Below are 25,967 nucleotides of genomic sequence, written 5' to 3' on the forward strand. Positions count from 1 at the left end.
AATTTGGACTTAAAAATCCAGTTTGTACTTTTTTGTATTGATTGTAAACCCCGCGGCCCGACCTTCGGGCACACCGATCAGAAAACGGCAACGGTCGGCGGGAGCATTGCCGTTTTCGGTGAAAATAATCATAAACCTGTCGTTTAGCGGCACGATTTTTTATTTATTTGCGTTAAGTAAGGCGCTGCCGCTGCCTTATTCTTATAAGGGAAGTGAGAATAAAAAAATAGCGTTTGCATCACCCACCTCTATTACATTGGCGCCGTTGAGTCTCGCCGGCAGGAATTCTATCGCCTGGTCGGCCGCTTATTTCCTGCCGACGCCGTCGATCGGCTTAAATGATAAGACGCTGGAAAATAATTGCGTGATTTCGAATCGAAAAATCCTCCCGCCTCACCCTCACAGGCCATATGAAACGCTGCGGGCGATCCGGTAAGATGACGGCTCAGTGCCAGCATGTGCAGGAGAGCCGCCATGAGCCATCGGGAAAAACAACTGACTTTCGACCCTCGTGGGCATCAGTTAACCAATATCAACGTCTGGACGCCGGACAGTCAATGGCTGGCTTATGACGTGCGCCCGCGCGGCGCCTCTTTCACCGGCCTCAGCATCGAGCGTGTCAACGTCGCCAGCGGCGCGGTGGAGGTGATTTATCGCGCCCAGCACGGCGCCCACGTTGGCGTGGTCACGGTCAGCCCCGATGCGCCGGCGCGCTATGCCTTTATTCACGGACCTGAGCACCCGGACAGCGCCTGGCAGTATGATTTTCACCACCGCCGCGGGGTGATCGTCAGCGAACCGGATCGCGAGTTGGCCATCACCCTCGACGCGCTGGATATCACCGCGCCCTATACCCCCGGCGCGCTGCGCGGCGGCAGCCACGTGCACGTTTTCAGTCCGGACGGCAGCCGCCTCAGCTTTACCTACAACGATCACGTGATGCATGAACGCGATCCGGCGCGCGATCTGCGCAACGTCGGCGTGGCCGTGCCGCTGCACGGGGTTAATCCGCCAAAACAGCACCCGCGCGAGTACGACGGCAGCCACTATTGCGTGTTGGTCAGCGAGACGGTGCCGCAGCCGCAGCCGGGTAGCGATCAGATCAATCGCGCTTACGAAGAAGGCTGGATCGGGCGCGAAGGCTACCGTAAGGCCGACGGCAGCCGGCAGCGCTGGGCGCTGGCATTTATCGGCGATACGTTGTCCGCTGCCGGAGAGAAGCTGTCTGAGGTGTTTATCGTCGATCTGCCGGAGAACGACGTCGACTACGCCCGGGCGGGCGCTCTGCCGCTGCAGGGGACGGAAAGCGAGCTGCCGGCGCCGCCGCTTGGCGTCAGGCAGCGGCGGGTAACCTTTACCGGGGATCGCCGTTTTCCTGGCGTGGCTGGTGCGCCGCGCCACTGGCTGCGCAGTTCGCCGGACGGCAGCCAGATAGCTTTTCTGATGAAGGACGACGGCGGCGTGGTGCAGCTGTGGACGGTGTCGCCTAACGGTGGCGAGCCGCGCCAGGTGAGCCGCAGCGAGCATGACATCCAGTCGGCGTTCAGCTGGCACCCGCAGGGCGGGACGATAGCCCTGGTGTGCGACAACAGCGTGATGCTGTGCGAGGTGGCCAGCGGTCGCCTGCAGCGTTTGACGCCGCGCAGCGTGCAGCCGCCGTCGGGGGATGCCGTGGTGTTCTCGCCGGATGGCAAGAAAGTGGCGTTTATGCGCGAGATAGCGGGGTTCAACCAGATCTTCGTGGTTGAGGCGTAAGGCGGGCCTGATGACCCGCTGCGTGCGCGATTAGTGCGTGGCGGTGCTGTCGTCGCCCTGGCCGGGATTGCCGGTCGCCGCCAAATTCTGCTGCTCGCTGCGCAGGATACGCGCTTTTGGCGAGTCTGCGGTGGCGTCGTTGCCGGATCGCAGATAGTCGTAAGGCAGCAGCACGGTATCCATCACCGCGGAGAACGGCAGATCCAGCGCCACCAGCGGCATCATCGCCCAACTGGTGTTGTCGTCCTTCAGCATGTCCACGCTGGCGCGGGTGCCGGGATAGTAACCCTGATTCGGGCCGGTATGGCTCATCACGCTGGAGCAACCGCTGGTCGCCAACAACATGCAGCCCGTCGCTATCGCTTTCATCATCGTCATTAATCCATCCTGCAGGGTTGCTGTGCCCCTAAATTAAGCTGATTTATAACATCCTGTTGCTGCTTTAAAAGAAGCAAAATCCCGCTCTGTGGCGGCTCTCTCACTTTAGTGTAAGTGGTAAAAAAAACTTTTACCTTATTGGTGCAAATTTTTTTGATCCTCGCCTGTTGAATTGATGAAAGCAACCCCCATTTTATCATCAGAGCCGAATTGAGAATTCGCCGTAAGGGAATTCTGGCTTAATTAGCCTGTCCAGAGTGGAAGGCGTATTTATTTCAACCTCGCTGAAGTGCCTTAGGAGGCTGTTTTATGCGTAATTTTGATCTTTCCCCGCTATACCGTTCCGCCATTGGTTTCGATCGCCTGTTCAACGCGCTGGAGGCTGGCCAGAGTCAGGGCAACGGCGGTTATCCCCCTTATAATGTCGAGCTGGTGGATGAAAATCATTATCGGATCGCCATCGCGGTAGCCGGGTTTGCCGAGCAGGAGCTGGAGATCACCACGCAGGACAATCTGCTGATCGTGCGCGGGGCGCACAACAATGAACCGGCAGAAAAAACCTATTTATACCAGGGCATCGCCGAGCGTAATTTCGAGCGTAAATTCCAGCTGGCCGAACATATTCAAATTAAAGGCGCCAAACTGGAGAATGGCCTGTTGTATATCGACATGCAACGCATCGTGCCGGAAACATTAAAACCGCGCCGCATCGAAATTAAATAAATTTCCGTTTCGCCGGCAGGTACGCTGCCGGTAAATATGAAGTCATGATTAGCCTGCCGTCAGGGGGCTGAATAAACACATCTCGCTTAATGAAAGGAGTTGTTCCTATGCGTAATTACGATTTATCCCCGCTTCTGCGTCAGTGGATTGGTTTTGATAAATTGGCCAGTTCAATGGGCGGCCAGGAACCCCAGGGGTTCCCGCCGTATAACATCGAGAAAAGTGACGACAATCACTACCGCATTTCTCTGGCGCTGGCCGGTTTCCGGCAGAGCGAACTGAATATTGAAGTGGAAGGGCCGCGGTTGACCGTCAGCGGTAAACCCACGCCGCCGGAAAAACAGGTCGAGTACCTGCATCAGGGGCTGGTGTGCAAAGAGTTCCAGTTGACCTTCACCCTGGCGGAACACCTGCAGGTGTCCGAGGCCAAATTTGAAAATGGCCTGTTGCACATCGATCTGGTGCGTCAGGTGCCGGAAGCCTTGCAGCCTCAGCGCATCGCCATCGGCGCGACGCCGGAGCTGGAAGCGAAATAACCGGCTGAAAAACGGCCATCATCATGCGGGGGAGATCCAAACGGATCTCCCCCGTTGCGTTATGTGGCGCACGCCACAGTCCCCTCGTCTGCCCGATGCCATAATCCTTGTTAATTGTGTGTCTTTGGCCGCAAATCCCATGTTCAACTTTGGCAAGGATGTGACCTATGAGCGATATCGCCCTGACCGTCAGCATGTTGGCGTTGGCGGCCGTCATTGGGCTGTGGATGGGGAACTGGAAGCTGTATGGCGTCGGGTTGGGCATTGGCGGCGTGCTGTTCGGCGGTATCCTGGTCGGCCACTTTGCCCAGAGCGGGCAAATCAGCCTGAATGGGGACATGCTGCACTTTATCCAGGAGTTTGGCCTGATCCTGTTCGTCTACACCATCGGCATCCAGGTCGGCCCCGGTTTCTTCTCTTCGCTGCGCGTCTCCGGTCTGCGGCTCAACGCCTTCGCGGTGCTGCTGGTGCTGACCGGCGGCATCGTGGCGGCGGCGGTACACAAGCTGTTCGACGTGCCGCTGCCGATCATCCTCGGCGTGTTCTCCGGCGCGGTCACCAACACCCCGGCGCTGGGCGCCGGTCAGCAAATCCTGACCGATCTCGGTTCCGATCCGGCGCTGGTGGACGGCATGGGGATGGGTTACGCCATGGCCTATCCGTTTGGCATATGCGGCATCCTGCTGGTGATGTGGCTGATCCGGCTGATTTTCCGCATCAACATCGAGCGTGAGGCTCAGGCGTTTGAAAGCAGCCTGGGCAATCAGCGCGAGTTGCTGCACGCCATCAACGTGGCGGTGCGCAATCCCAATCTGCAGGGCATGGCGATCAAAAGCGTGCCGCTGCTCAACGGTGAAGCGATCGTCTGTTCGCGCCTCAAGCGCGGGGAGCTGTTGATGGTGCCGGCGCCGCACGAGCGGCTGGAGCTTGGCGACTACCTGCATCTGGTGGGCAAACGCGAAGATCTGGAGAACGCCCGGTTGGTGATCGGAGAAGAGGTGGATGCCTCGCTGTCGACGCGCGGCACTGCGCTGCAGGTGGTGAGGGCGGTGGTGACCAACGAGCAGGTGCTGGGCAAGAAAATCCGCGATCTGAATCTGAAGCAAAAGTATGACGTGGTGATTTCACGCCTCAACCGCGCCGGCGTGGAGCTGGTGGCCGGCAGCAACGTGACGCTGCAGTTTGGCGACATTCTCAACCTGGTCGGCCGGCCGGAGGCCATCGACGCGGTGACGGCGATTGTCGGCAACGCCCAACAAAAACTGCAGCAGGTGCAGATGCTACCGGTCTTTATCGGTATCGGCCTCGGGGTGTTGCTCGGTTCCATTCCGCTGTTCGTGCCCGGCTTCCCGGCGGCATTGCGGCTGGGGCTGGCCGGCGGGCCGCTGGTGGCGGCGCTGATCCTGGGGCGCATCGGCAGCATCGGCAAGCTGTACTGGTTTATGCCGCCGAGCGCCAACCTGGCGCTGCGCGAACTGGGCATCGTGCTGTTTCTGGCGGTGGTTGGTTTGAAATCGGGCGGTAACTTCATCGATACGTTGCTGCACGGCGAGGGGCTGACGTGGGTCGGGTACGGCGCCTTGATCACCGCGATTCCGCTGCTGAGCGTCGGTATTCTGGCGCGCACGGTGGGCAAGATGAACTACCTGACGCTGTCCGGCATGCTGGCGGGATCGATGACCGATCCGCCGGCGCTGGCGTTCGCCAACGGTCTGCATCCCACCAGCGGTGCCGCGGCGCTGTCTTACGCCACCGTTTATCCGCTGGCGATGTTCCTGCGCATCATGTCGCCGCAGCTGCTGGCGGTGCTGTTCTGGACGCTGTAATCCATCAGGGCGCCGTGGTGGCGCCCCAATGGATTGCGCTTAGTTCGCTTCCTGATGCGCGCGTTCGATCTCTTCTGCCAGGATCGCCACGCCGCGCTCGATTTTCTCCGGGTCGGGCACGTAGTTCATGCGCATGCACTGGTGGGTGTGCGGCCAGTCGTGCTCCAGCCCCGGGAAGAAGTAGTGGCCCGGCACCATCAGCACGCCGCGCTTTTTCAGGCGCTGATACAGCACCTCGGTAGTGATCGGCAGATCCTTGAACCACAGCCAGAGGAAGATGGCCCCTTCCGGTTTGTGGATCAGGCAGCGCTCCGGCGACAGGTAGCGGCGGATAATCTCGATGGTGTGTTCGACGCGCTGTTTGTAAAACGGGCGAATCACCTCGTTCGACAGGCGCAGCAGATCGCCGCGCTCGATCATTTCCGTCGCCATCGCCGGCCCCATGCTGCCCGGCGACAGGCTGATGATGCCGTTCATGTTGGTCAGCGCGGTGATCACCTTCTCGTCGGCGATCACGATGCCGCAGCGCGAGCCCGGCAGGCCGAGTTTGGACAGGCTCATGCACAGGATGGTGTTCGGGTTCCACAGCGGCGTGGCGTCGCTGAAGATAATGCCGGGGAACGGCACGCCGTAGGCGTTGTCGATCACCAGCGGAATATCGCGCTGCTGCGCCAGCAGGTCGAGCTTCATCAGCTCTTCGTCGGTGATCACGTTGCCGGTCGGGTTGGTCGGCCGTGAAACGCAGATCATGCCGATGTCGTCGCCGATGGTGAGGTGTTCGAAATCAACGTGATATTTGAACTGGCCGTCCGGCAGCAGCTCGATGTTCGGTTTGGCGGAGACGAACAGCCCTTCGTCCAGCCCGGCATCGGCATAGCCGATATATTCCGGCGCCAATGGGAACAGCACGCGACGGCGCGAACCGTCAGCGTAGCGGCCGGCGAACAGGTTGAACAAGTAGAAAAACGCGCTTTGGCTGCCGTTCGTCAGTGCAATATTCTGTGGTGAAATCTCCCAGCCGAGCTCGTCGCGCAGCAGATTGGCCAGCGCTTTCAGCAGCGCGTCCTTGCCTTGCGGGCCGTCATAGTTGCACAACGCTTCGGTCAGTTTGCCCTGGTCGAGCATCTCCTGGCACAGCTGTTTGAAGTAGGCTTCCATCTCTGGGATCTGCGCCGGGTTGCCGCCGCCGAGCATGATGGCACCGGGGGTGCGCAGGCCTTCGTTCAGGTCGTCCATCAAACGGGTAATGCCCGCATAACGGGTAAATTTTTCGCCGAAAAGTGAGAAAGTCATAGGTGCAGCAGTACTGTTTTTTAGCAGGTAATCCCCCACCATACCGCCAGACAAATTCCTCTGCAATGCGGCCGACAAATCGACCAATGGGCAAAAGCTTTGCTCATTAGCCGATTGTCAGCATATTACGCTGGATTATTGTGACCGTTCGCCGGCCCATACCACCATCACCTTATCGTCGCCGAGTCGACGGCTGAAGGCATAGTAGGCGGCATGCGGCTGCGGCGTTTGCACGCCGCCACCGATCGCCGGGTGGCGAGCGCGGAACTGCCCCAACCGTTGCCAGTGGGCCAGCAGCGAGGCTTTTTCCCCCTGCAACTCAGGCCAGTTCATGTCGGAGCGGGTGCCCTGCAGCGGATCGGAACCGGTTGGGCCGAGCGGGCGGCCGCTTTCATCGCCGTAGTAAATCTGCACCGCCCCCGGCGCCAGCAACAGCAGGTTCGCCGCCCGCTGTTGGCGCACCTGCGAGCCTTTGGCGTCGCTGGCGAAGAACAGCCGGGTGTCATGTGAAGAGAGGTAGCTCAACACGTTGAAATCCTGCAGCCGCTCGGCCATCTGCCGGTAGGTGGCATCGATGTCGGCAAAGCAGCCCAGCGCCTGCGACGCCTGGTCCTGGAAATCGAAGTTGATCATCGCGTCGAAGCCGTTTTGGTAATAGTCGCTTTTCATCACCCCGTGGCCCCAGGCCTCGCCGGTCATCCAAAACGGCGCGTCATCCAGCGCCTGCTGTGGATGCTCCGCTTTCCACGCCGCCAATGCCGCCGTGGCGCGCCGCTTCAACAGCGCCAGCGTCGGTTTTTCCACGTGCTTGGCGGTGTCGACGCGAAAACCGTCGATGCCGTAATCGCGCACCCACTGGCTGAGCCAGACGGTCAGGTAATCGCGGGTGGTGGCGCCGGGCATGTCGCGAGCGGCGGTGTCGGGTTTGTGGCGATAGAACAGCGGCAGGCCGCTGGCGCCGGGCGCTTCGGTTTTGATGTCCGGCAGGAAGGCCAGCGACATCGTCAGGTCGTCATAGCCCGGCGCGTCATAGTCGCCGATGTCGGTGCGGATCCAGTTTTTCCCCCACCATGGGCGCCAGCCCGCCTTGTCGCTGAAATTGATGTAGTCGTTGAAGCTGTGCCAGTTTTGCCCTGGCCCGGGGCGCCAGTCGCTCCAGTTTTTCCCCAGGGTTTTCTCCACCTCTGCACCCTGCAGATACAGCGAGCCGAAGTGGAACGTTTGCATATCCGCCAGCGTGGCGTAGCCGACATGGTTCACCACCACGTCGAACAGAATGCGAATGCCGCGCTGATGGGCCTGCTCGACCAGCGTGCGCAGCTCCTGTTCGGTGCCCATGTTGGCGTCGAGGCGCGTCCAGTCCAGCGCGTAATAGCCGTGATAGGCGTAATGCGGGAAATCGCCTTGGGTGCCGCCGCCGACCCAGCCGTGGATCTGCTCCAGCGGTGAGCTGATCCACAAGGCGTTGACGCCGAGCTGCTGCAGATAATCCAGCTTCTGCGTCAGGCCGGCCAGATCGCCGCCGTGAAAGGTGCCTATTTCCTGCAGGCCGTCGCTGCGGCGCCCGTAGCTGTGGTCATTGGCCGGATTGCCGTTCTCAAAGCGATCGGTCAGCACGAAGTAGACCGTGGCGTTATGCCAACTGAACGCCGCCGGTTTCGCCGTGGCGGCGGATTCCAGCAGCAACAGGCCGCCGCTGGCGGCGGCGGGCTGCAGCGTGATTTTCCCCTGGCTCACCTGCGCCGTTTGGCCGGAATAGAAATCGCGCAGCGTTTCGCCTTCGGTGAAGGTGGAGGCGACGTCGACCGTGACCGGCTTGCCGTCCCAGCGCGGGCAGCTGCGCACGGCAACGGCGGCGCTTTCCGGCGCGCTGCTCAGGCTGAGCTGCAGCGTCGGCGTGCCGCTGCGGGTGTCGATGCGCACCTGATAATCGCCGGCGCGGAACTGCCGCCAGCTGGCCGGCGGATGGGCGCCGCAGGGCTGCAGCGACAGCGTTTGGTTAAGCTTCACCGCCTCGGCGGGCTGCCAGCAGTGGTTATCCTGATACAGCCGCAGCGGCAGCTGGCCTTTGGGCAGCGCGGCCTGGCTGGCGAACAGCCCGGCGGCAGTTTCGTCGAAGGCCGGGAAACCCGCCAACGTCCAGCCGGCCAGTGCCGAAGGCGACAGCAGTATCAACAAGGGCAGGGGTAACAGTTTCATGGCTCTCCTTACGCGTGGCAGGAAGCGTTTTTTCCGCTGGGTAGCGCCAGTGTGGCAAACGGCGGAAAAATGGCCTCCTCCCTGCGAGGGTTTTTCGGGGAGGAGGAGAAGGGCGGAGCGTTTTCGGATTGATTCGGCTTGGCTTTGCGCGCGCGCTGCGGCAGATTAAACGATGAACATCAAAGGAGGTTAGCGATGACGGACAAAAACTGGCGAGAAGAGATCGTTCGGGCAATTCAGGATGCCGAATTGCAGCACTTCGCCGAAGAACATCAGCTGCAGGCGCTGTTCGCGCCGCAGCAGGAAGAGCAACACGGCCGGTTATCCGCAGACCACCGGCCGCGCTGAGTTATTTCCGCAACAGCTGCGGATTGACGCAGTTTTCTTTCACCGTGCCGGTCAATGCCGCGATCAAGTTATCCACCGCGCAGGCGGCCATGCCGTAGCGGGTTTCATGGGTGGCGGAGCCGATGTGCGGCAACGCCACCACGTTCGGCATGCTGAGCAGCGGCGAATTGGCCGGCAGCGGCTCTTTCTCGAACACGTCCAACCCGGCGGCGTGGATCACGCCGTTTTGCAGCGCTTCGATCAACGCCTGCTCATCCACCACCGGCCCGCGGCCGGCGTTGATCAGAATGCCGCTTTTCTTCATTTTCGCCAGCTGATCGCGGCCGATCAGATGGAAAGTTTGTTCGGTCAGCGGCAACGTGATGCAAACGAAATCCGATTCGGCCAGCAGGGTATCCAGATCGCAGCGACGGGCGTTGAAGCGTTGCTCCGCCTCTTCGTGCGTGCGGCGGGCGTTGTACAGCACCGGCATGCCGAAGCCGAAGTGCGCGCGCTGCGCCAGCGCCAGGCCGATGCGCCCCATGCCGAGGATGCCGATGGTTTTGTGGTGCACGTCGACGCCGAACCAGTCCGGCCCGATGCTGCCGCGCCATTCGCCGGCCTTCACCCGCTCCGCCACTTCCACCACCCGGCGCGCGGTCGCCAGCACCAGGCTCATGATGGTGTCGGCGACTGTTTCGGTCAGCACCGTCGGGGTATGCATCAGCAGCACGTTATGGGCGTTGAGCGCCTCGACGTCGAAGTTGTCGTAGCCGACGGAAACGGTCGAGGCCGCGCGCAGTTTGGGCGCCTGCTGCAGGAAAGCTTCGTCAATTTTACCGCCGGAACCGATGATCCCTTCGGCCTGCTGCAGCGCCTGGCGCAGTTCGTCGCGGTTCTCCGGCTGCAGGCCGTTGAAGGCGTGCACGGTGAAGTGCTGTTCCAGACGTTCACGCAGATCGGCGGGCAGGCTTTTGTACAATACGATAGAAGGCTTCATCACGAACTCCAGCTGGGCCAAAGGGGGCATGGCGCCCCCCCGGTTGGGTTAACAGAGAAAAAGTATAACCGGATCAAGCCAATTGTGGCTGGATCTCGTTGCGGGCGGGCTTGACGATCAGCGTCAGCACCACCGCCACCACCAGTGCGATGGCCATAAACATGTAAGAGGCCGCCGGGCTGCCGGTGGCGCCATTCAGATAGCCGACGAACCACGAACCGAAGAACGAACCCAGCGCGCCCATGCTGTTGATCAGCGCCATGGCGCCCCCGGCGACGTTTTTCGGCAGCATTTCCGGAATGATGGCGAAGAACGGCCCATAAGGGGCGTACATCGCGGCGCCGGCGACCACCAGCAGGCCGTAGGAGATCCAGAAGTGGTTGGTGCCGACGGCGTAAGAGCCGAAGAACGCCAGCGCGCCGATCAGCAGCAGCGGCCAGACGAACAGCTTGCGGTTTTGCATTTTGTCCGACGCCCAGGAGACGACGATCATGGCGATGGTTGCCGCCAGGTAAGGCACCGCCGACAGCCAGCCGGCTTCCACCATGCCCATCTGCATGCCGCTGCGCAGGATGGAAGGCAGCCACAGCACGAAGCCGTACACGCCGATGCTCCAGGCGAAGTACTGCACGCACAACAGGATCACGTTGCGTGAGCGGAAGGCTTCGCCGTAGTTGCGCACGGCCTTGATGCCTTTCTGTTCTTCGTCCAACTGCTGTTGCAGCGCCTGTTTCTCATCGGCGCTCAACCAGCCGGCCTGCGCCGGTTTGTCTTTCGCCAGCACCCACCAGCAGAACGCCCAGATAACCGCCGGAATGCCCTCGATGATGAACATTTCGCGCCAGCCGAAGGCGTGGATCAGGTAGCCTGACACCACAGACATCCACAGCACCGTCACCGGGTTGCCGAGGATCAGGAAGGTATTGGCGCGTGACCGCTCCGATTTGGTGAACCAGTTGCTGATGTAGATCAGCATCGCCGGCATCACCGCCGCTTCCACCACGCCGAGGATAAAGCGGATGGCGGCCAACATCGGGATATTGCTCACCACGCCGGTCAGCGAGGCGCAACCGCCCCACAGGATCAGGCACCAGAAGATCAATTTTTTGACGCTGCGGCGTTCGGCGTAGATGGCGCCGGGAATTTGGAAGAAGAAATAACCGAGGAAAAACAGCGCGCCCAGCAGCGAGGCCATGCCCTTGGTGATGCCGAGATCCTCATTGATGCCGGCGGCGGAGGCGAAGCTGAAGTTGGCGCGATCGAGATAGGCCAGGCTGTAGGTGATAAACACGATGGGCATGATGTACCACCAGCGTTTGGCCGCGACAGTCGCTTTGTTCATGTTCAGTATCCTTCAGTGGTGTTGCATCCCCTTCGCCCGGCATGCCAGAAGAAGGGGCAGATGCTCTCCCGACGCGTCCCGGTTGTAGGGCCAGAGGCTGACGTCATGCGGAGAAGTCGTTTTTTTATTGTTATTCGGCCAGCGCCGCGCGGGTCGGCAGGCCTTCGCTGTCGCCGATGGCCTGGATCGCCAGCGAACCGATTTTGTTGCCGCGCTGCACCGCCTGTACCAGCGTTTTGCCTTCCAGCAGGGCGCTGAGGGTGCCGACGGCAAAGCCATCACCCGCCCCCACGGTATCCACCACGTTGTCGACCTTGACTGCGGCCACCGCCGCCTTATCGCCGGCGGCGGTTTTAAACCAGGCGCCGTCCGGGCCGGTTTTGATGATCACCGCCTGCACGCCGCGTTCCAGATAGAAATCAGCGATGCCTTCCGGCGTCGATTGGCCGGTGAGGATCTGCCCCTCTTTCAGCCCCGGCAGCACCCAGTCGGCGGCGAACGCCAGCTGGTTCAGCTGCTCGATCATCACCTCGCGGCTGGGCCACAGCACCGGGCGCAGATTGGGGTCGAACGAAATGGTTTTGCCCATGGCGCGCATCTCGCGCGCCGCATGGTGGCACAGCGCCAGCGATTCGCCGGACAGCGCCGCCGCCACGCCGCTCAGGTGCAGGTGGCGCGCGGAACCGAAATACTCGCGGTTAAAATCGGCAATCGACAGGTGGCTGGCCGCCGAGCCCTTGCGGAAGTATTCCACGCTGGGATCGGTACCATCGGTGGTTTTGGATTTCACCTGAAAACCGGTCGGATAGTGGCCATCGACCGTCACCTGCCGGTAGTTGATGCCTTCTTTTTTCAGCTGCTGCAGGGCGAAGCGGCCGAACGAGTCATTGCCGACGCGGCTGACCCAGCCGACGTTCATGCCCAGACGCGCCAGGCCGATCGCCACGTTCAGTTCGGCGCCGGCGATGCGTTTGGTGAAGGTTTCCACCTCCGCCAGGTCGCCGGTTTGCGCCGCCACGAACATCGCCATGGCTTCGCCCAGCGTGACCACATCCAGGGGCGTCTGCTGCGCCGTCGTTGCCGTTAACGTTGTCATCATGGGGTTACTCCGCACGCAAAATATTGACGTAATGACGGGTGACGGCCTCCAGGTCATCGCCCTGCAACGGGAATTCGATACCGCGCGGCGCATCGTGCGGCAGGCGGGCCAGCAGATCGCGCCAGCTGCCGTCGGTATCGTCCAGCGCGACGGCGCGCCAGCCGCGCGGGCCTTGGGTGGCGGCTTTGACGTGCACGTAACCGACGTGGCGGGCCAGGCGCTCGGCGGCGGCGAAGGCGTCTTGCCCCACCCACAGCCAGTTGGCCATATCGAAGGTCATGCTGACCGGCAGATGGCTATCTTCCGCGGCGTGGAAAAAGGCGTTCAGCATCGACAAAATGCCGCAGTCCGGCGTTTGGTCGTTCTCGACCACCAGCTTGACCGGGTGTTGCTCCAGCGCCACTTTCAGCTCGGTAAAATCGAAGCCGGGGCGGAAATGACCGAGGGACAGCTTCAGCTGGCGCGCGTTCAGCGCCTGCGCTTCCGCCAGCAGCGCCGGCAGGTTGGGGTTCAGCGTATGTTGCGGGGTGAACAGCGCCTCAGGGGCGGAGTAGACGGCGAACAGCTGCTGGCGATCGATCTCTTGCGCCAGCACCGGCAGGCTGTCCAGCTCGCCGGCGGCGAACAGTTCGCGGCGGATCTCCACCCCGTCGGCGCCAGCGCCGGCGATGAGGGGCAACAGCGCGCGCTGGCCGCCGTGTTGTTTGACGGTATCGGTGCCGTAGGCGCCGGTGACCACGATGATTTCTGTTTTCATTTTGACTCCTGAGGCGGCATTGTCGCCGCCGCTGCTGTTACCGGTACGTTAAATGGAACCGGTTCCAGCGAAAAGCGGCAGAGTGTAAAAATATGATCGCAATCACGAAGCTGAGCAAAAAACAGCCGGTGAGGGCGGGACGGTTAACGCCCCGGAAAAGGCGGGTTAGCGGGTGGTGGAGCCGCGGACGATCAGCTCGCCGGAGAACATCTGCTCGCCGCTGGGGGCGGCCAGGCCCTGAATGCGATGCACCAGCCGTTCCAGCGCAGCGTGCCCCATTTGGTAGGTGGGCTGTTTCAGCGTGGTGATGCCGACGCCCGCCAGTTCCGCCCACTCCAGTTCGTCAAAGCCCAGCAGGCCGATGTCGTTGCCCCACTGGATGCCGAGCCGACGCATGGCGCGCGCCACCTGCAGCGTCAGGGCGCCGTTGGCGGAGATCACCGCCTTGCGCATGCCGCGGTGGCGGCCGCTGAAATCGCTCAGCACCTGCTCCAGTTTCTGCCGATCGTTGAGCGGCGTTTCGGCCTGCTCCGCCAACAGCGCGGGGTGCTGCGCCATGGTATGCCTGAAGGCGTGCAGGCGTTCCAGGCGGGTATTGACCGTACCGAGCGGCTCGCTGAGGAACAGGATCGCTTCGAAACCTTGTTGCAACAGGTGTTCGGTGGCGACGGTGGCCGCTTCGCGGTTGTTCAGGCCCACCACGTCGCAGGCGAAGTCGGGGATTTTGCGGTCGATCAACACCATCGGCAGCATCGACTGTTGCAGCGTGGATAACGCTTCCTCGCGCATGCCGACCGCGTTGACCACGATACCTTCCACCCGGTAACTGCTGAGCAACTGCAGATAGTGCTGTTCCTGATTGACTTCGTTGTTGGTATTACACACCAGCAGGGTAAAGCCGTGCTGGCGGCAGGCGGCCTCGATGCCGCGCATCACGTCCACCGAATAGGGGTTGGTGATATCGGCGAGGATCAGGCCGATCAGGCGGGTCTGGCCGCCCTTCAGGCTGCGCGCCATCTGGCTTGGCCGGTAGTCGAGCTGCTGGATCGCCTGTTCGATGCGCTGTTTGAGATCGTCGGAAAGCAGGTGTTGTTCACCATTCAGATAGCGCGACACGCTGGTCTTGCCGGTTTTGGCGATGCTGGCCACATCGCTGATGGTGGCGCGTCCCGATGCGCGCGTTGCCTTGACAGTGCTCACAGCCGATCCCTCCTGCGGTTAATTGCCAAGGAGACTACCATACCCGATGTGCGGGCGGGAATGTTGAAGGGTAAGGAGAAAATCGCAGGGAGGCGGCGGGGCGCAGGTGGCGCCCCGCACGGGATTACTGCAGCGGGCTGAGCGTGATCTCGACGCGGCGGTTTTGCGCCTTGCCTTCCGCGGTGCTGTTGGAGGCGATCGGGTTGTCCGGGCCGGCGCCGGTGGTGCGGATACGGTTCGCCGCCACGCCCTGGGTGATCAGCGCGCTGGCTACGCCGTCGGCGCGCTGCTGCGACAGGTTCATGTTGAGCGAACGGGAACCGGTGCTGTCGGTGTAGCCGACCACGTTGACCGCGGTTTTCGGATACTCTTTCAGCACCATGGCGACGCCGGTCAGGGTGTTGGCGCCCGCCGGTTTCAGCGTGGCGCTGCTGCTGTCGAAGGTCACGTTGTTCGGCATGTTCAGCACGATGTTGTCGCCCTGACGGGTGACGCTGACGCCGGTGCCTTTCATCTTGTCGCGCAGTTTGGCTTCCTGCACGTCCATGTAATAGCCTACGCCGCCGCCGAGGGCTGCACCGGCCGCTGCGCCGATCAGCGCACCCTTGCCGCGATCTTTCTTGGAAGAGGACAGCACGCCGACGCCGGCGCCCAGTGCGGCGCCGAGGCCTGCGCCGATGCCGGATTTGCCGGCTTCGGATTCACCGGTGTAAGGGTTGGTGGTACAGGCCGACAGCGCGAGCGTAAGGCTCACGGCGCCGGCAATAATTGCAATGCGTTTTTTCATGTTCTTGTCCTTAATGGCATCAGAATCTGTACGCGCCGGCCCAAAGCGGGGACGCAAAAAAGTGGGTGACGCAGGGAGCCCGCATCGCCGCGCTACCTATGACGCGCGCTTTCGCCGGCAGTTCCGGAGAAAAACGTGACAAATGATGAGCGCGGGTAAGTGCTGGGGGAGTTATGCGGCAAAACGCCGGGCGGCGCCATGCAGCGGATTCCTAATTGTGCGCATCCGGGGTGCGGATGCGCCTTTTTTAAGCGTAACCGGTTGAGTTTTCGACTGCCGGCCAGTTCATGATCAGCGTATAGGCCTGGGTTTCATCATTGAACAGGCGCTGCGTTATCTGAAAGCCGTGCTTGTGGTAGAACGCGCAGGCGCGCAGGTTCTGTTGGTACACCTCCAGACTGAGTCGGCGGTAGCGCTGTTGCACGTGCGTCATCAGCGCCTGGGCGACGCCGCGGCCGTGAAACGCCCGATCGACAAACAGCGCGCCGATGAACTGCTCGTCCAGCACGCTGATAAAGCCGACGATCTCGCCTTCGTGCCAGCAGGCCCAGCTTTGCGCGCGCGGCAGGTAGTTTTCCCGCACCAGCGCGGCGCTCTCACGCCAGTATTTTTCCGCCACGAACGGATGGGCGGCGATGGTGCTGGGCAGCCACAGCGCCATCAGCCGTTCGATATCCTCCGGGCCACAGGGGCGGATCACCGTGGCTTTGGGTAACACATGCACCCCGTGAGATGATCGTTCACCAGCCCGCTGGCCTGCATGAAGGCGTAACAGATGGTGGAGCCGATAAACTTGAAGCCGCGCTTTTTCAGCGCCTTGGACATGGCGTCGGACTGCTCGGTTTTGGCCGGCACCTGGTTCAGCGCTTGCCAGCGGTTGAGCTGCGGCCGGCCGCCGACGAAGTCCCAAATGAAGGTAACGAAATTCTCCCCGGCCGCCTCCATCGCCAGATAGGCCTTGGCGTTGGTGATGATGGCTTCTATCTTGCCGCGATGGCGGATGATGCCGCTGTCCTGCAGCAGGTTTTCCACGTCTTGTTCGGTCATGGCGGCGACCCGCTGCGGATCGAAACCGTGGAAAGCGCGGCGGTAGTTCTCGCGCTTTTTCAGGACGGTGATCCAGGAAAGGCCGGCTTGCTGCCCCTCGAGGCACAACATTTCAAACAGCTCGCGCGCGTCGGTGGTGGGCGCGCCCCATTCCTTGTCGTGATACTCGAGATACAACGGATCGGCCGTCACCCAACCGCAACGTTCGTCTGCCATCCTGAATGTCCTTATGCTGTGTTTATGAACAGTAATCATCGCTCGAAGCGCCGAACTTGGCAAGTCTCTGATTGTTTTGTCATCAGCCCGCTTGACGTGACGAAAAAGCCGACAATAGTTACTACATGGCCGGTGGAAAACTGACCAGCGATAAAAACGACATGGCCTTCATTTGCAGGCTCTCAGGAGTCGATTCATGCCTCTAAAAATAACGTGCATGCCCCGCCCGGCGGCGCTTGCAGTGGCGTTACTTTGCAGTGTGACCCTTCCGGCTCAGGCGTACGATCAACTCTACGTCTTTGGCGACAGCCTGAGCGATACCGGCAACAACGGCCGGTTCACCTATGACGGCAGCCAGCACCTGCTGTACGACGAAGCGTTGGCGCAACGCATCGGGGCGGCGCTGGTGGCTTCGGACAACGGCGGTGAGAACTACGCCGCCGGCGGCGCCGTGGCGGTGCCGGGCCTGAACCCGGCCGACAACACCCAGGAGCAGGTGCAGCGCTATCTGAACCGGGTCAATGGCCAGGCCGACGGCGACGGTTTGTATATTCATTGGATCGGCGGCAACGATCTGGCGGCGGCGGCGCTGAATGCCGCTACCGCGCCCGGCGTGGCCTATAACAGCGCCGCCGCGGCGGCCGCGCAGGTGCATTCGCTGCTGAACGCCGGTGCCGGCACGGTGATCGTGCCGACGGTGCCGAACATCGGCTCCACGCCGCAGCTGATGGAATTGATCATTCAACAGGCGCTGTCTCCGGTGCAGGGGGCGGCGATCCAGGCGGCCTATGCCACGCTTAATTCGGTGGCGACGCCGGACAACGCTTCACGCACGCAGGCGATCCACGCAGCGTTGGCCGCTGCGGCGAAGCAGGGCAGCGCCATTCCTCAGGTGCAGCAGGCGATCGCCGCGCAGCTTATCGCGGCGTATGACGGCCTGAGCGCGCAGGCCGCTCAGCTGACCGATTTCTATAATCAAAGCGAAGACCGTTTGCTGGCGCAGGGGAGCGGCAATATCGTGCGGGTGGACGTCAACAAGCTGTTCGCCGAAGCGATCGCCAATCCGGCGCAGTTCGGCTTCGCCAACACCGCCGGCATGGCTTGCCCGCCGGGCGTTTCCTCGGCGGTTTGCCGTTCCGACATGCCCGGCTTCGACGCCGGCCAGTCCTATCTGTTCTCCGACCATTTCCACCCCAGCCCACAGGCGCATCTGCTGATTGCGGATTATATCCAGGCGGTGTTGGATGGCCCGGCGCAGGTGGTGGCGCTGAATCAGGCGACGGCGGCGATGGCGCGTGACAGCCGCGCCACGCTCGACAGCCGCTTCCAGCAGCTGCGCAACGGCGACAACCCGCAGGGTTCGCTGGGCGTGTTCGGCGGTTACGCCGGCCAGCACTACGACTATGCCGATAACCGGGCCGCGGGGGACGGCAACGCTACCACCCACAACCTGACCGTCGGCGTGGACTATCAGCTGACCGACAGCTGGTTGATCGGTGCGTTGATCGCCGGTTCCAACGACGATCAGCATCCTTCCAGCCGCTTTGATTACAAGGCGCGCGGGCTGCTGCTCTCGGCTTTCAGTTCACTGGCGATATTCGAGCACGGTTGGGTCAACGCCGATCTGCACTATGCGACGATGGATTATGACGACATCCGCCGCAGCATGCGGCTGGGGCCGCTGACGCGCACCGAAACCGGTTCAACCTCCGGCAGGCAGTGGGGGGCGCGCGTGACCGCCGGCTATGACTTCCCGATCGCTTCTTACCTGACCACCGGGCCGGTGGCGCAGTTCGCCTGGGATTACAGCCGCGTTTCCGGTTACAGCGAAGACGGCGATGACAGCACCGCCATGCGCTTCAACGATCAAACCTACCACTCGCAGATCGGTGCGTTGGGTTGGCGGCTGGATACGCAATTCGGCGTGTTTAACCCTTATGCGGAAGTGAGTTATCAGCATCAGTTCGGCGATGACGTCTACCGCGCCGGCGGCGGCCTGAAATCGACGCAAACCTCATTTACTCGCGACAGTGCGGGCCAGGACAAAAACTGGGTGGATGTCACGCTCGGGGCCAACATGCCGTTGACGGACAGGGTGTCGGCCTTCGCCACCGTCTCGCAAACCGGCGGCCTGAGCAGCGGCGAGCAGTTTATGTATAACGTCGGCGTCAGCGCGCGTTTTTGAATGGGGTGCCTGCAGAGCGCGTTTGCCAAAGGCGCGCTAAATGGCATTGCGTAAGCGATACGTTCTTATAAGGGAAGCTAATTAAGAGGAAGCGGACGGGAATTAATTATGCGGGCCGTCATGATGCTGACGGAAATACAAAAAAAAACTGATCCTATGAAAGGATCAGGTAGCCACTTGGCCAACACCAGGGAAAATTTTAATTATTATTGTATAACCAAAGATTAACTGTCAATGGGTTTATGTGGCTCATTGTTGGCGTATTACATATCCGCTTGTTTCTCCTCGAGTCGCTGCCGCGGCCCATCGCGTGATCTCTCCTTATTTTTCACGATATAAGAAATAATTTGGCGGTTAGTCACATTATCTGCCGGTGAGGCGAGTTTTTTAGTTGATAAAATTAACAAAAATAACATTGGCGTAACTTTGCCCTGTGGCAAATATAAGCATGTGTGCATTTCAATCTGCGTAAATAGGGTTGGTGAGAACAGGAGCTGCGGGCGAATAAGTGACGATTTAAGCAACGATTAGTCTCGTTTTTTGTTAAGTTATTCTAATGTTTTTGGCGGGTCGTATTTTCGCCCCGTTCGTCGCCGGTGAAATTAGCCGGCTAACCGGCGCCCTGTCCTGCGCGCGCCGCGCGCGAAAATCCAGCGTTTCTCGCCCCGATTCGCACTTGTTGCCGGATTCTGGCTGTATATCTTACGGTCAACGGGTATACTGGCTCATTCCATCTAAATCCACTTGTATCGCGTGCGAATTCAACATGCAAAAGTTTGATACCAAGACCTTCCAGGGCCTGATCCTGACACTGCAGGATTATTGGGCGCGCCAGGGCTGCACCATCGTTCAACCATTGGACATGGAAGTCGGCGCGGGAACCTCACACCCGATGACGTGCCTGCGCGCACTGGGGCCGGAGCCGATGGCCGCCGCCTATGTGCAGCCATCTCGCCGCCCGACCGACGGCCGCTACGGCGAAAACCCGAACCGTCTGCAGCACTACTACCAGTTCCAGGTGGTGATTAAGCCATCGCCGGACAACATTCAGGAACTCTACCTGGGCTCGTTGAAAGAGCTGGGTCTGGATCCGACCATCCACGACATTCGCTTCGTGGAAGACAACTGGGAAAACCCGACGCTCGGCGCCTGGGGCCTGGGTTGGGAAGTGTGGCTGAACGGCATGGAAGTGACGCAGTTCACTTACTTCCAGCAGGTCGGCGGCCTGGAGTGCAAGCCGGTGACCGGCGAGATCACCTACGGTCTGGAGCGTCTGGCGATGTACATCCAGGGCGTGGACAGCGTGTACGATCTGGTGTGGAGCAACGGCCCGCTGGGCGTCACCACCTACGGCGACGTGTTCCATCAGAACGAAGTGGAGCAGTCCACCTACAACTTCGAATACGCCGACGTCGACTTCCTGTTCTCCTGCTTCGAGCGGTACGAGAAAGAAGCCCAATCGCTGCTGGCGCTGGAAAAACCGCTGCCGCTGCCGGCCTACGAACGCATCCTGAAGGCGGGCCATACCTTCAACCTGCTGGATGCGCGCAAGGCGATTTCGGTGACCGAGCGCCAACGCTACATTCTGCGCATCCGCACGCTGACCAAAGCCGTTGCCGAAGCCTACTACGCTTCCCGCGAAGCGCTGGGCTTCCCGATGTGCAACAAGAAGAACGAGAACTAAGAGGCAGCCATGACTCAACAGACTTTCCTGGTGGAAATCGGCACGGAAGAGCTGCCGCCGAAGGCTCTTCGTTCCCTGGCGGAATCTTTCGCCGCCAACTTCACCGCCGAGCTGGACAACGCCGGCCTGGAACACGGTGAAGTGAGCTGGTTCGCCGCACCGCGCCGCCTGGCGCTGAAAGTGGCTAACCTGAGCGCGGCGCAGGCCGATCGCGAAATTGAAAAACGCGGCCCGGCGATCGCCCAGGCGTTCGACGCCGAAGGCAAACCGAGCAAAGCGGCCGAAGGCTGGGCGCGCGGCTGCGGCATCACCGTCGATCAGGCTGAACGCCTGGTGACTGACAAGGGCGAGTGGTTGATGTACCGCGCCCACGTCAAAGGCCAGTCGGCGCAACAACTGCTGGCCGGCATGGTCAGCACCGCGCTGGCTAAACTGCCGATCCCGAAACTGATGCGTTGGGGCGACTCCGACGTGCAGTTCGTGCGTCCGGTGCACACCGTTACGATGCTGCTGGGCGCCGATCTGATCCCGGGCACCGTGCTGGGCATCGAATCCGCGCGCACCGTGCGTGGCCACCGCTTCATGGGCGAAGCCGAGTTTACCCTCGACAACGCCGACCAATACCCGCAGATCCTGCTGGAGCGCGGCAAAGTGGTCGCCGACTACGAAGCGCGTAAAGCGCTCATCAAGCGCGACGCCGAGCTGGCGGCGCAGAAGATTGGCGGCAAGGCCGATCTGAGCGACAGCCTGCTGGAAGAAGTGGCCTCGCTGGTGGAATGGCCGGTGGTGCTGACCGCCAAATTCGAAGAGAAATTCCTGGCGGTGCCGGCGGAAGCGCTGGTGTACACCATGAAGGGCGATCAGAAGTATTTCCCGGTGTACGACGCCGCGGGCAAACTGCTGCCGAACTTTATCTTTGTGGCCAATATCGAGTCGAAAGACCCGCAGCAGATCATTTCCGGTAACGAGAAGGTGGTGCGTCCGCGCCTGGCCGATGCCGAGTTCTTCTTCAACACCGATCGCAAGAAACGTCTGGAAGACAACCTGCCGCGCCTGGAAACCGTGCTGTTCCAACAGCAGCTGGGCACCCTGCGCGACAAGACCGATCGCATTCAGGCGCTGGCGGGCTGGGTTGCCGGCCAGATCGGCGCCGACGTCAACCACGCCACCCGCGCGGGCCTGCTGTCGAAGTGCGACCTGATGACCAACATGGTGTTCGAATTCACCGACACCCAGGGCGTGATGGGCATGCACTATGCGCGCCACGACGGTGAGGCGGAAGACGTCGCCGTTGCGCTGAACGAGCAGTATCAGCCGCGCTACGCCGGCGATGCGCTGCCGCAGTCGCTGGTGGCCTGTTCCCTGGCGATCGCCGACAAGATGGACACCCTGGCCGGCATTTTCGGCATCGGGCAGCATCCGAAAGGCGATAAAGACCCGTTCGCGCTGCGCCGCGCCGCGCTGGGCGTGCTGCGCATCATCGTCGAGAAAAACCTGCCGCTGGATCTGCAGACCCTGACCGAAGAGGCGGTGCGCCTGTACGGCAGCAAGCTGACCAACGCCAAAGTGGTCGATGAGGTGGTGGAATTCATGCTGGGCCGCTTCCGCGCCTGGTATCAGGAAGAAGGCCACGCGGTCGATACCATTCAGGCGGTGCTGGCGCGCCGTCCGACCAAGCCGGCCGACTTTGACGCGCGCGTCAAGGCGGTATCCCACTTCCGCACGCTGGACGAAGCGGCGGCGTTGGCTGCGGCCAACAAACGCGTCTCCAATATCCTGGCCAAATCTACCGAAACGCTGAACGACAGCGTGCGCGCCTCGGTGCTGAAGGACGCGGCGGAGATCCAGTTGGCGACCCACCTGGTGGTGCTGCGCGACAAGCTGCAGCCGTACTTCGCGGCGGGCAATTACCAGGAAGCGCTGGTGGAACTGGCTGCGCTGCGTGAACCGGTGGATGCGTTCTTCGACAACGTGATGGTAATGGCGGACGATGCGGAAGTGCGCGTGAATCGTCTGACGCTGCTGAGCAAACTGCGTGAACTGTTCCTGCAGGTGGCGGATATCTCCGTACTGCAGTAAACGGCTCTGTGCTGTGAAAAGGCGCCTGCGGGCGCCTTTTTTATTTCCGTTTCCTGGGTGCGAAGGCAAGGTCGCCTGGCGACTTGGGGGGCGACTTGGGGGGCGACTTGGGGGGCGACTTGGGGAAATTGAAGCATCCGGTCGCCGACGGCAATGAACCTCAGTGCGTTTTGCGCACGATGTTCAACCGCCTCCGGCCGAGACAATGTTCACCGCAAACGGAATCGCGTATCGGAACGCCGCCAGTTGATCTATTCTTATAGGCGCACGGAGTGCGGAAAAAGGGGCGGAGTCCAATGAAAAAGCAGGTTTATAACAGGAGTTATGTCACATGGCGGTAGGGATCCAGAGCAGAGGTTTCGCGCGTTGGTTGGCACCGGTATTGGCATTGTTGGTGGTCATGCAATTGACCGCCTGCGGCGATAAAGAGCCGGAACAGCGCAAAGCATTCATTGATTACTTACAGAATACCGTGATGCGCAGCGGGGCGAACATCCCCACGCTGAGCGAAGACCAGAAGCAGAAGTTCGGCAACTATGCCGGCGATTACGCGATTTTGGTCGGCTTTTCACAGCAGCTGTCCAAGTCGGTCGGCGCCAGCCTGACGCCAGCGCTGGATCAGATTAACCAGATCCGCACCGCACAGGACTATCTGAACAAACGCGATGCGTTGCAGCAATCGGTCGGGGCGTTGAACCTGCTGGGCCAGCAGATCCAGTCCGCCAAGTCGCAGGCGGATACCGCCCGCACGGCGCTGAAACAGCCCGACGATCTGAAGGCGGTGTATAACCAGGCCTATGACAAAATCGTCACCGCGCCAGCCAACGCCCTGATGCCGGCAATCCCGACCACCGCCAGCTTTGTGCAGGATCTGGTGCAGGTTGGCGATTTCCTGCAGAGCCAGGGCAATCAGGTCAGCTTCAACAACAACGGCGTGCAGTTCCGCACCGCGCAGCAGGTGGCGCAGTACAACACCATGATGTCGAATCTGGTGGCCAAACAGCAGAACCTGGTGAATGCGCAGAAAGCCATTCAAAGCGTGACGCAATAACGCGCCTACGACGATCTACAGGCCGGCATTGCCGGCCTGTTTTATTTCCCCTCAGCGTTTCCAATAGCTTGCTGGTTTATTACGCAGGCTTCTGTACTACACTTCAATTAATCCATTCATTCGGCATTGTAGTTTTCTTTCATTCATCACTTCGCTAGTTCCCGGCGGGATGAGTGCTCACAGGGAAGATCAAACAGAGCGTCGCGTTCGGGCGCTGCAGCTAAAAATAAATTGTGATGTTTATCACAATTTAAAAACAAACAACCAAGTTAAAAATGTGACATTAATCACTTTATTGTCGGTTTTTGGGCGATTTTTTTCTCACTGTGCTTTTTTTACACGCCATAAATGTGATCTTTATCACCATAAATGAGGGGTTGTTGGGGTGTTGTGTGTGACTTGTGTCACAAAAAATTCGTGAAGTTCGCGTGACAAAAACAGCGTGATAGAGTCCGTTTCGCATACAGCGGCAACACGGCTGGATCGTCACAACAATAATCACGCGCTCTATTGTCAGCGCGTAACAATAGGGGTGTGTTTTATGTTTTCACCAGACATCAAGGTTAAAGTGCAAAACTTTGGCCGCTTCCTGAGCAACATGGTGATGCCCAACATCGGCGCCTTTATCGCCTGGGGGATTATCACCGCGCTATTCATTCCAACCGGCTGGCTGCCGAATGAGACCTTAGCCAAGCTGGTCGGCCCGATGATCACCTACCTGCTGCCGCTGCTGATCGGTTATACCGGCGGGCGGCTGGTGGGCGGCGATCGCGGCGGCGTGGTCGGCGCCATCACCACCATGGGCGTCATCGTCGGCGCCGACATGCCGATGTTCCTCGGCGCGATGATCGCCGGTCCGCTGGGCGGCTGGGCCATCAAGCACTTCGACCGCTGGGTGGACGGCAAGATCAAAAGCGGCTTTGAAATGCTGGTGAACAACTTCTCCGCCGGCATCATCGGCATGCTGTTGGCGATCCTGGCCTTCCTGGGCATCGGGCCGCTGGTGGAGGTGCTTTCCAAGCTGCTGGCGGCGGGCGTGCACGTGATGGTGACGAACAACCTGCTGCCATTGGCGTCCATCTTCGTTGAACCGGCGAAAATCCTGTTCCTGAACAACGCCATCAACCACGGCATCTTCTCGCCGCTGGGCATCCAGCAGGCGACGGAAGCCGGCAAATCGGTGTTCTTCCTGATCGAAGCCAACCCAGGCCCGGGCATGGGCGTGCTGATGGCCTACATGTTCTTCGGCCGCGGCAGCGCCAAGCAATCCGCCGGCGGTGCGGCGATCATTCACTTCCTGGGCGGCATCCACGAAATCTACTTCCCGTACGTGCTGATGAACCCGCGTCTGCTGCTGGCGGTGATCCTGGGCGGCATGACCGGCGTATTCACCCTGACGATGCTGAACGGCGGCCTGGTGTCTCCGGCTTCCCCGGGGTCGATTTTGGCGGTGCTGGCGATGACTCCGAAAGGCGCCTACTTCGCCAACATTGCGGCGGTGTGCGCAGCCTTTGCCGTCTCCTTCGTGGTGTCCGCTTTCCTGTTGAAAACCTCCAAGGTGAAAGAGGATGACGATCTGGAAGCCGCGACCCGCCGCGTGCAAGAGATGAAATCGCAGTCCAAGGGCGGCGCGGCCGCGCCGGCGGCGGTCGATGGCGATCTGAGCACCGTGCGCAAAATCATCGTCGCCTGCGATGCGGGCATGGGCTCCAGCGCCATGGGCGCCGGGGTACTGCGCAAGAAAGTGGCCGACGCCGGGCTGAAGAACATCTCGGTGACCAACAGCGCCATCAACAGCCTGCCGGACGATGTGGATCTGGTGATCACCCACCGCGATCTGACCGAGCGCGCGATGCGCCATGCGCCGCAGGCCCAGCACATTTCGCTGACTAACTTCCTCGACAGCAAGCTGTATGGCGATCTGGTCGAGCGTTTGCTGGCGGTGAACACCGCTGCCGCAGCGGCCCCGCAGAGCGGCGCGCACGCGGCTGCAGAGGCCGGCGAACCGGGGCTGTTCAAGCTAAGCGAGAGCAACGTGTTCCTCAACCTGCAGGCCAGCGACAAAGAGCAGGCGATCCGCTTCGCCGGCGAGCAACTGGTGAAGGGCGGCTACGTTGAGCCGGAATACGTGCCGGCGATGCTGGAGCGCGAAAAGCTCACCTCCACCTACCTGGGCGAATCGATCGCCGTGCCGCACGGCACCATCGAGGCCAAAGACCGGGTGCTGCGTACCGGCGTGGTGTTCTGCCAATACCCGCAGGGCGTGCGCTTCGGCGATGAAGAGGATGAAGTGGCCCGTCTGGTGATCGGCATCGCCGCGCGCAACAACGAGCATATCCAGGTGATCACCAGCCTGACCAACGCGCTGGATGACGAGAGCGTGATCGAGCGGCTGGCGAATACCACCAGCGTTCAGGAAGTGCTGGACCTGCTCGGCGGCAAAAAAGCCGGATAACAGAATCATTTTCAAGGGTGCAGCGTGC

22 protein-coding genes are annotated in these 25,967 nt (G+C 60.9%); 11 read left to right on the forward strand and 11 right to left on the reverse strand.

Annotated features, from left to right (window positions below):
- The first annotated feature begins 22 nt into the window (after positions 1-22).
- Both AC2CGI_RS20200 and AC2CGI_RS20205 read left to right on the forward strand, forming a co-directional pair.
- Positions 23-436 carry a hypothetical protein gene (locus tag AC2CGI_RS20200; RefSeq protein WP_139339710.1) on the forward strand — a complete coding sequence of 138 codons (414 nt, stop codon included), beginning with the start codon at positions 23-25 and terminating at the stop codon, positions 434-436.
- A 38-nt stretch (positions 437-474) separates the two neighbouring features.
- Positions 475-1,755 (forward strand): YidR family protein, encoded by a 1,281-nt coding sequence (locus AC2CGI_RS20205; RefSeq protein WP_021504162.1) that lies wholly within the window; start codon positions 475-477, stop codon positions 1,753-1,755.
- A 30-nt stretch (positions 1,756-1,785) separates the two neighbouring features.
- Here AC2CGI_RS20205 and AC2CGI_RS20210 read toward each other — a convergent pair whose 3' ends face one another.
- Positions 1,786-2,133, reverse strand: a complete 348-nt coding sequence (locus AC2CGI_RS20210) for a YceK/YidQ family lipoprotein (protein WP_004933911.1) — start codon at positions 2,131-2,133, stop codon at positions 1,786-1,788.
- Between the two features lie 309 nt (positions 2,134-2,442).
- On the opposite strand from AC2CGI_RS20210, the gene ibpA reads away from it, so the two are divergent.
- The 3 genes from ibpA to AC2CGI_RS20225 all read left to right on the forward strand — a co-directional run bounded on the left by ibpA (position 2,443) and on the right by AC2CGI_RS20225 (position 5,218).
- The gene (gene ibpA / locus AC2CGI_RS20215; RefSeq protein ID WP_004933919.1) at positions 2,443-2,856 is read left to right on the forward strand and encodes a small heat shock chaperone IbpA; all 414 of its coding nucleotides are present in this window, start codon (positions 2,443-2,445) and stop codon (positions 2,854-2,856) included.
- Positions 2,857-2,963: 107 nt separating this feature from the next.
- Positions 2,964-3,392, forward strand: a complete 429-nt coding sequence (gene ibpB, locus AC2CGI_RS20220; RefSeq protein WP_004933922.1) for a small heat shock chaperone IbpB — start codon at positions 2,964-2,966, stop codon at positions 3,390-3,392.
- Positions 3,393-3,559: 167 nt separating this feature from the next.
- Complete coding sequence (locus AC2CGI_RS20225) at positions 3,560-5,218, forward strand: putative transporter (protein WP_015376152.1); 1,659 nt, start codon at positions 3,560-3,562, stop codon at positions 5,216-5,218.
- Positions 5,219-5,257: 39 nt separating this feature from the next.
- Here AC2CGI_RS20225 and AC2CGI_RS20230 read toward each other — a convergent pair whose 3' ends face one another.
- Together AC2CGI_RS20230 and AC2CGI_RS20235 are read right to left on the reverse strand one after the other, a co-directional pair.
- Entirely contained in the window at positions 5,258-6,511 is a 1,254-nt protein-coding gene (locus AC2CGI_RS20230) for a valine--pyruvate transaminase (RefSeq protein ID WP_076741172.1), read from the reverse strand.
- A gap of 135 nt (positions 6,512-6,646) precedes the next feature.
- On the reverse strand, positions 6,647-8,710 hold the full coding sequence (locus AC2CGI_RS20235) for an alpha-amylase (protein WP_015376154.1): 2,064 nt from the start codon (positions 8,708-8,710) through the stop codon (positions 6,647-6,649).
- Positions 8,711-8,905: 195 nt separating this feature from the next.
- Between AC2CGI_RS20235 and AC2CGI_RS20240 the strand changes: the two genes are divergently transcribed.
- Positions 8,906-9,058 (forward strand): hypothetical protein, encoded by a 153-nt coding sequence (locus AC2CGI_RS20240; protein ID WP_015376155.1) that lies wholly within the window; start codon positions 8,906-8,908, stop codon positions 9,056-9,058.
- A 1-nt stretch (position 9,059) separates the two neighbouring features.
- Here the strand turns inward: AC2CGI_RS20240 and ghrB are convergent, their stop codons facing one another.
- The 8 genes from ghrB to AC2CGI_RS20280 form a co-directional block, all read right to left on the reverse strand.
- Positions 9,060-10,037, reverse strand: coding sequence for a glyoxylate/hydroxypyruvate reductase GhrB (ghrB, locus tag AC2CGI_RS20245; RefSeq protein WP_033631399.1), 978 nt, complete (start codon positions 10,035-10,037; stop codon positions 9,060-9,062).
- A 73-nt stretch (positions 10,038-10,110) separates the two neighbouring features.
- Positions 10,111-11,379, reverse strand: a complete 1,269-nt coding sequence (locus tag AC2CGI_RS20250; protein WP_004933942.1) for an MFS transporter — start codon at positions 11,377-11,379, stop codon at positions 10,111-10,113.
- Between the two features lie 130 nt (positions 11,380-11,509).
- On the reverse strand, positions 11,510-12,475 hold the full coding sequence (locus AC2CGI_RS20255; protein ID WP_033645233.1) for a sugar kinase: 966 nt from the start codon (positions 12,473-12,475) through the stop codon (positions 11,510-11,512).
- Positions 12,476-12,482: 7 nt separating this feature from the next.
- Positions 12,483-13,235, reverse strand: coding sequence for a sugar phosphate isomerase/epimerase family protein (locus AC2CGI_RS20260; RefSeq protein WP_015376158.1), 753 nt, complete (start codon positions 13,233-13,235; stop codon positions 12,483-12,485).
- A gap of 165 nt (positions 13,236-13,400) precedes the next feature.
- Entirely contained in the window at positions 13,401-14,435 is a 1,035-nt protein-coding gene (locus AC2CGI_RS20265) for a LacI family DNA-binding transcriptional regulator (RefSeq protein WP_015376159.1), read from the reverse strand.
- A 124-nt stretch (positions 14,436-14,559) separates the two neighbouring features.
- Positions 14,560-15,222, reverse strand: coding sequence for an OmpA family lipoprotein (locus tag AC2CGI_RS20270; RefSeq protein ID WP_004933954.1), 663 nt, complete (start codon positions 15,220-15,222; stop codon positions 14,560-14,562).
- Between the two features lie 247 nt (positions 15,223-15,469).
- Complete coding sequence (locus tag AC2CGI_RS20275) at positions 15,470-15,922, reverse strand: N-acetyltransferase (RefSeq protein WP_015376160.1); 453 nt, start codon at positions 15,920-15,922, stop codon at positions 15,470-15,472.
- Complete coding sequence (locus tag AC2CGI_RS20280) at positions 15,919-16,485, reverse strand: DNA-3-methyladenine glycosylase I (protein WP_004933960.1); 567 nt, start codon at positions 16,483-16,485, stop codon at positions 15,919-15,921. Before AC2CGI_RS20280 ends, AC2CGI_RS20275 begins: the two co-directional genes overlap by 4 nt.
- A gap of 196 nt (positions 16,486-16,681) precedes the next feature.
- On the opposite strand from AC2CGI_RS20280, the gene AC2CGI_RS20285 reads away from it, so the two are divergent.
- From AC2CGI_RS20285 to AC2CGI_RS20305, 5 genes are all read left to right on the forward strand, one after another.
- Positions 16,682-18,670, forward strand: coding sequence for an autotransporter domain-containing esterase (locus AC2CGI_RS20285; protein WP_044030180.1), 1,989 nt, complete (start codon positions 16,682-16,684; stop codon positions 18,668-18,670).
- A gap of 766 nt (positions 18,671-19,436) precedes the next feature.
- Entirely contained in the window at positions 19,437-20,354 is a 918-nt protein-coding gene (gene glyQ / locus AC2CGI_RS20290) for a glycine--tRNA ligase subunit alpha (protein ID WP_076741171.1), read from the forward strand.
- 9 nt (positions 20,355-20,363) lie between these two features.
- Complete coding sequence (gene glyS, locus AC2CGI_RS20295; RefSeq protein WP_004933969.1) at positions 20,364-22,433, forward strand: glycine--tRNA ligase subunit beta; 2,070 nt, start codon at positions 20,364-20,366, stop codon at positions 22,431-22,433.
- Between the two features lie 331 nt (positions 22,434-22,764).
- On the forward strand, positions 22,765-23,484 hold the full coding sequence (locus AC2CGI_RS20300) for a DUF3053 domain-containing protein (protein ID WP_015376162.1): 720 nt from the start codon (positions 22,765-22,767) through the stop codon (positions 23,482-23,484).
- A 541-nt stretch (positions 23,485-24,025) separates the two neighbouring features.
- Positions 24,026-25,939: a PTS mannitol transporter subunit IICBA gene (locus AC2CGI_RS20305; RefSeq protein ID WP_044030181.1), complete on the forward strand. Its 1,914-nt coding sequence runs from the start codon at positions 24,026-24,028 to the stop codon at positions 25,937-25,939.
- Positions 25,940-25,967: the final 28 nt, after the last annotated feature.

It is taken from the genome of Serratia sp. LSHTC3 (genome assembly GCF_057197125.1).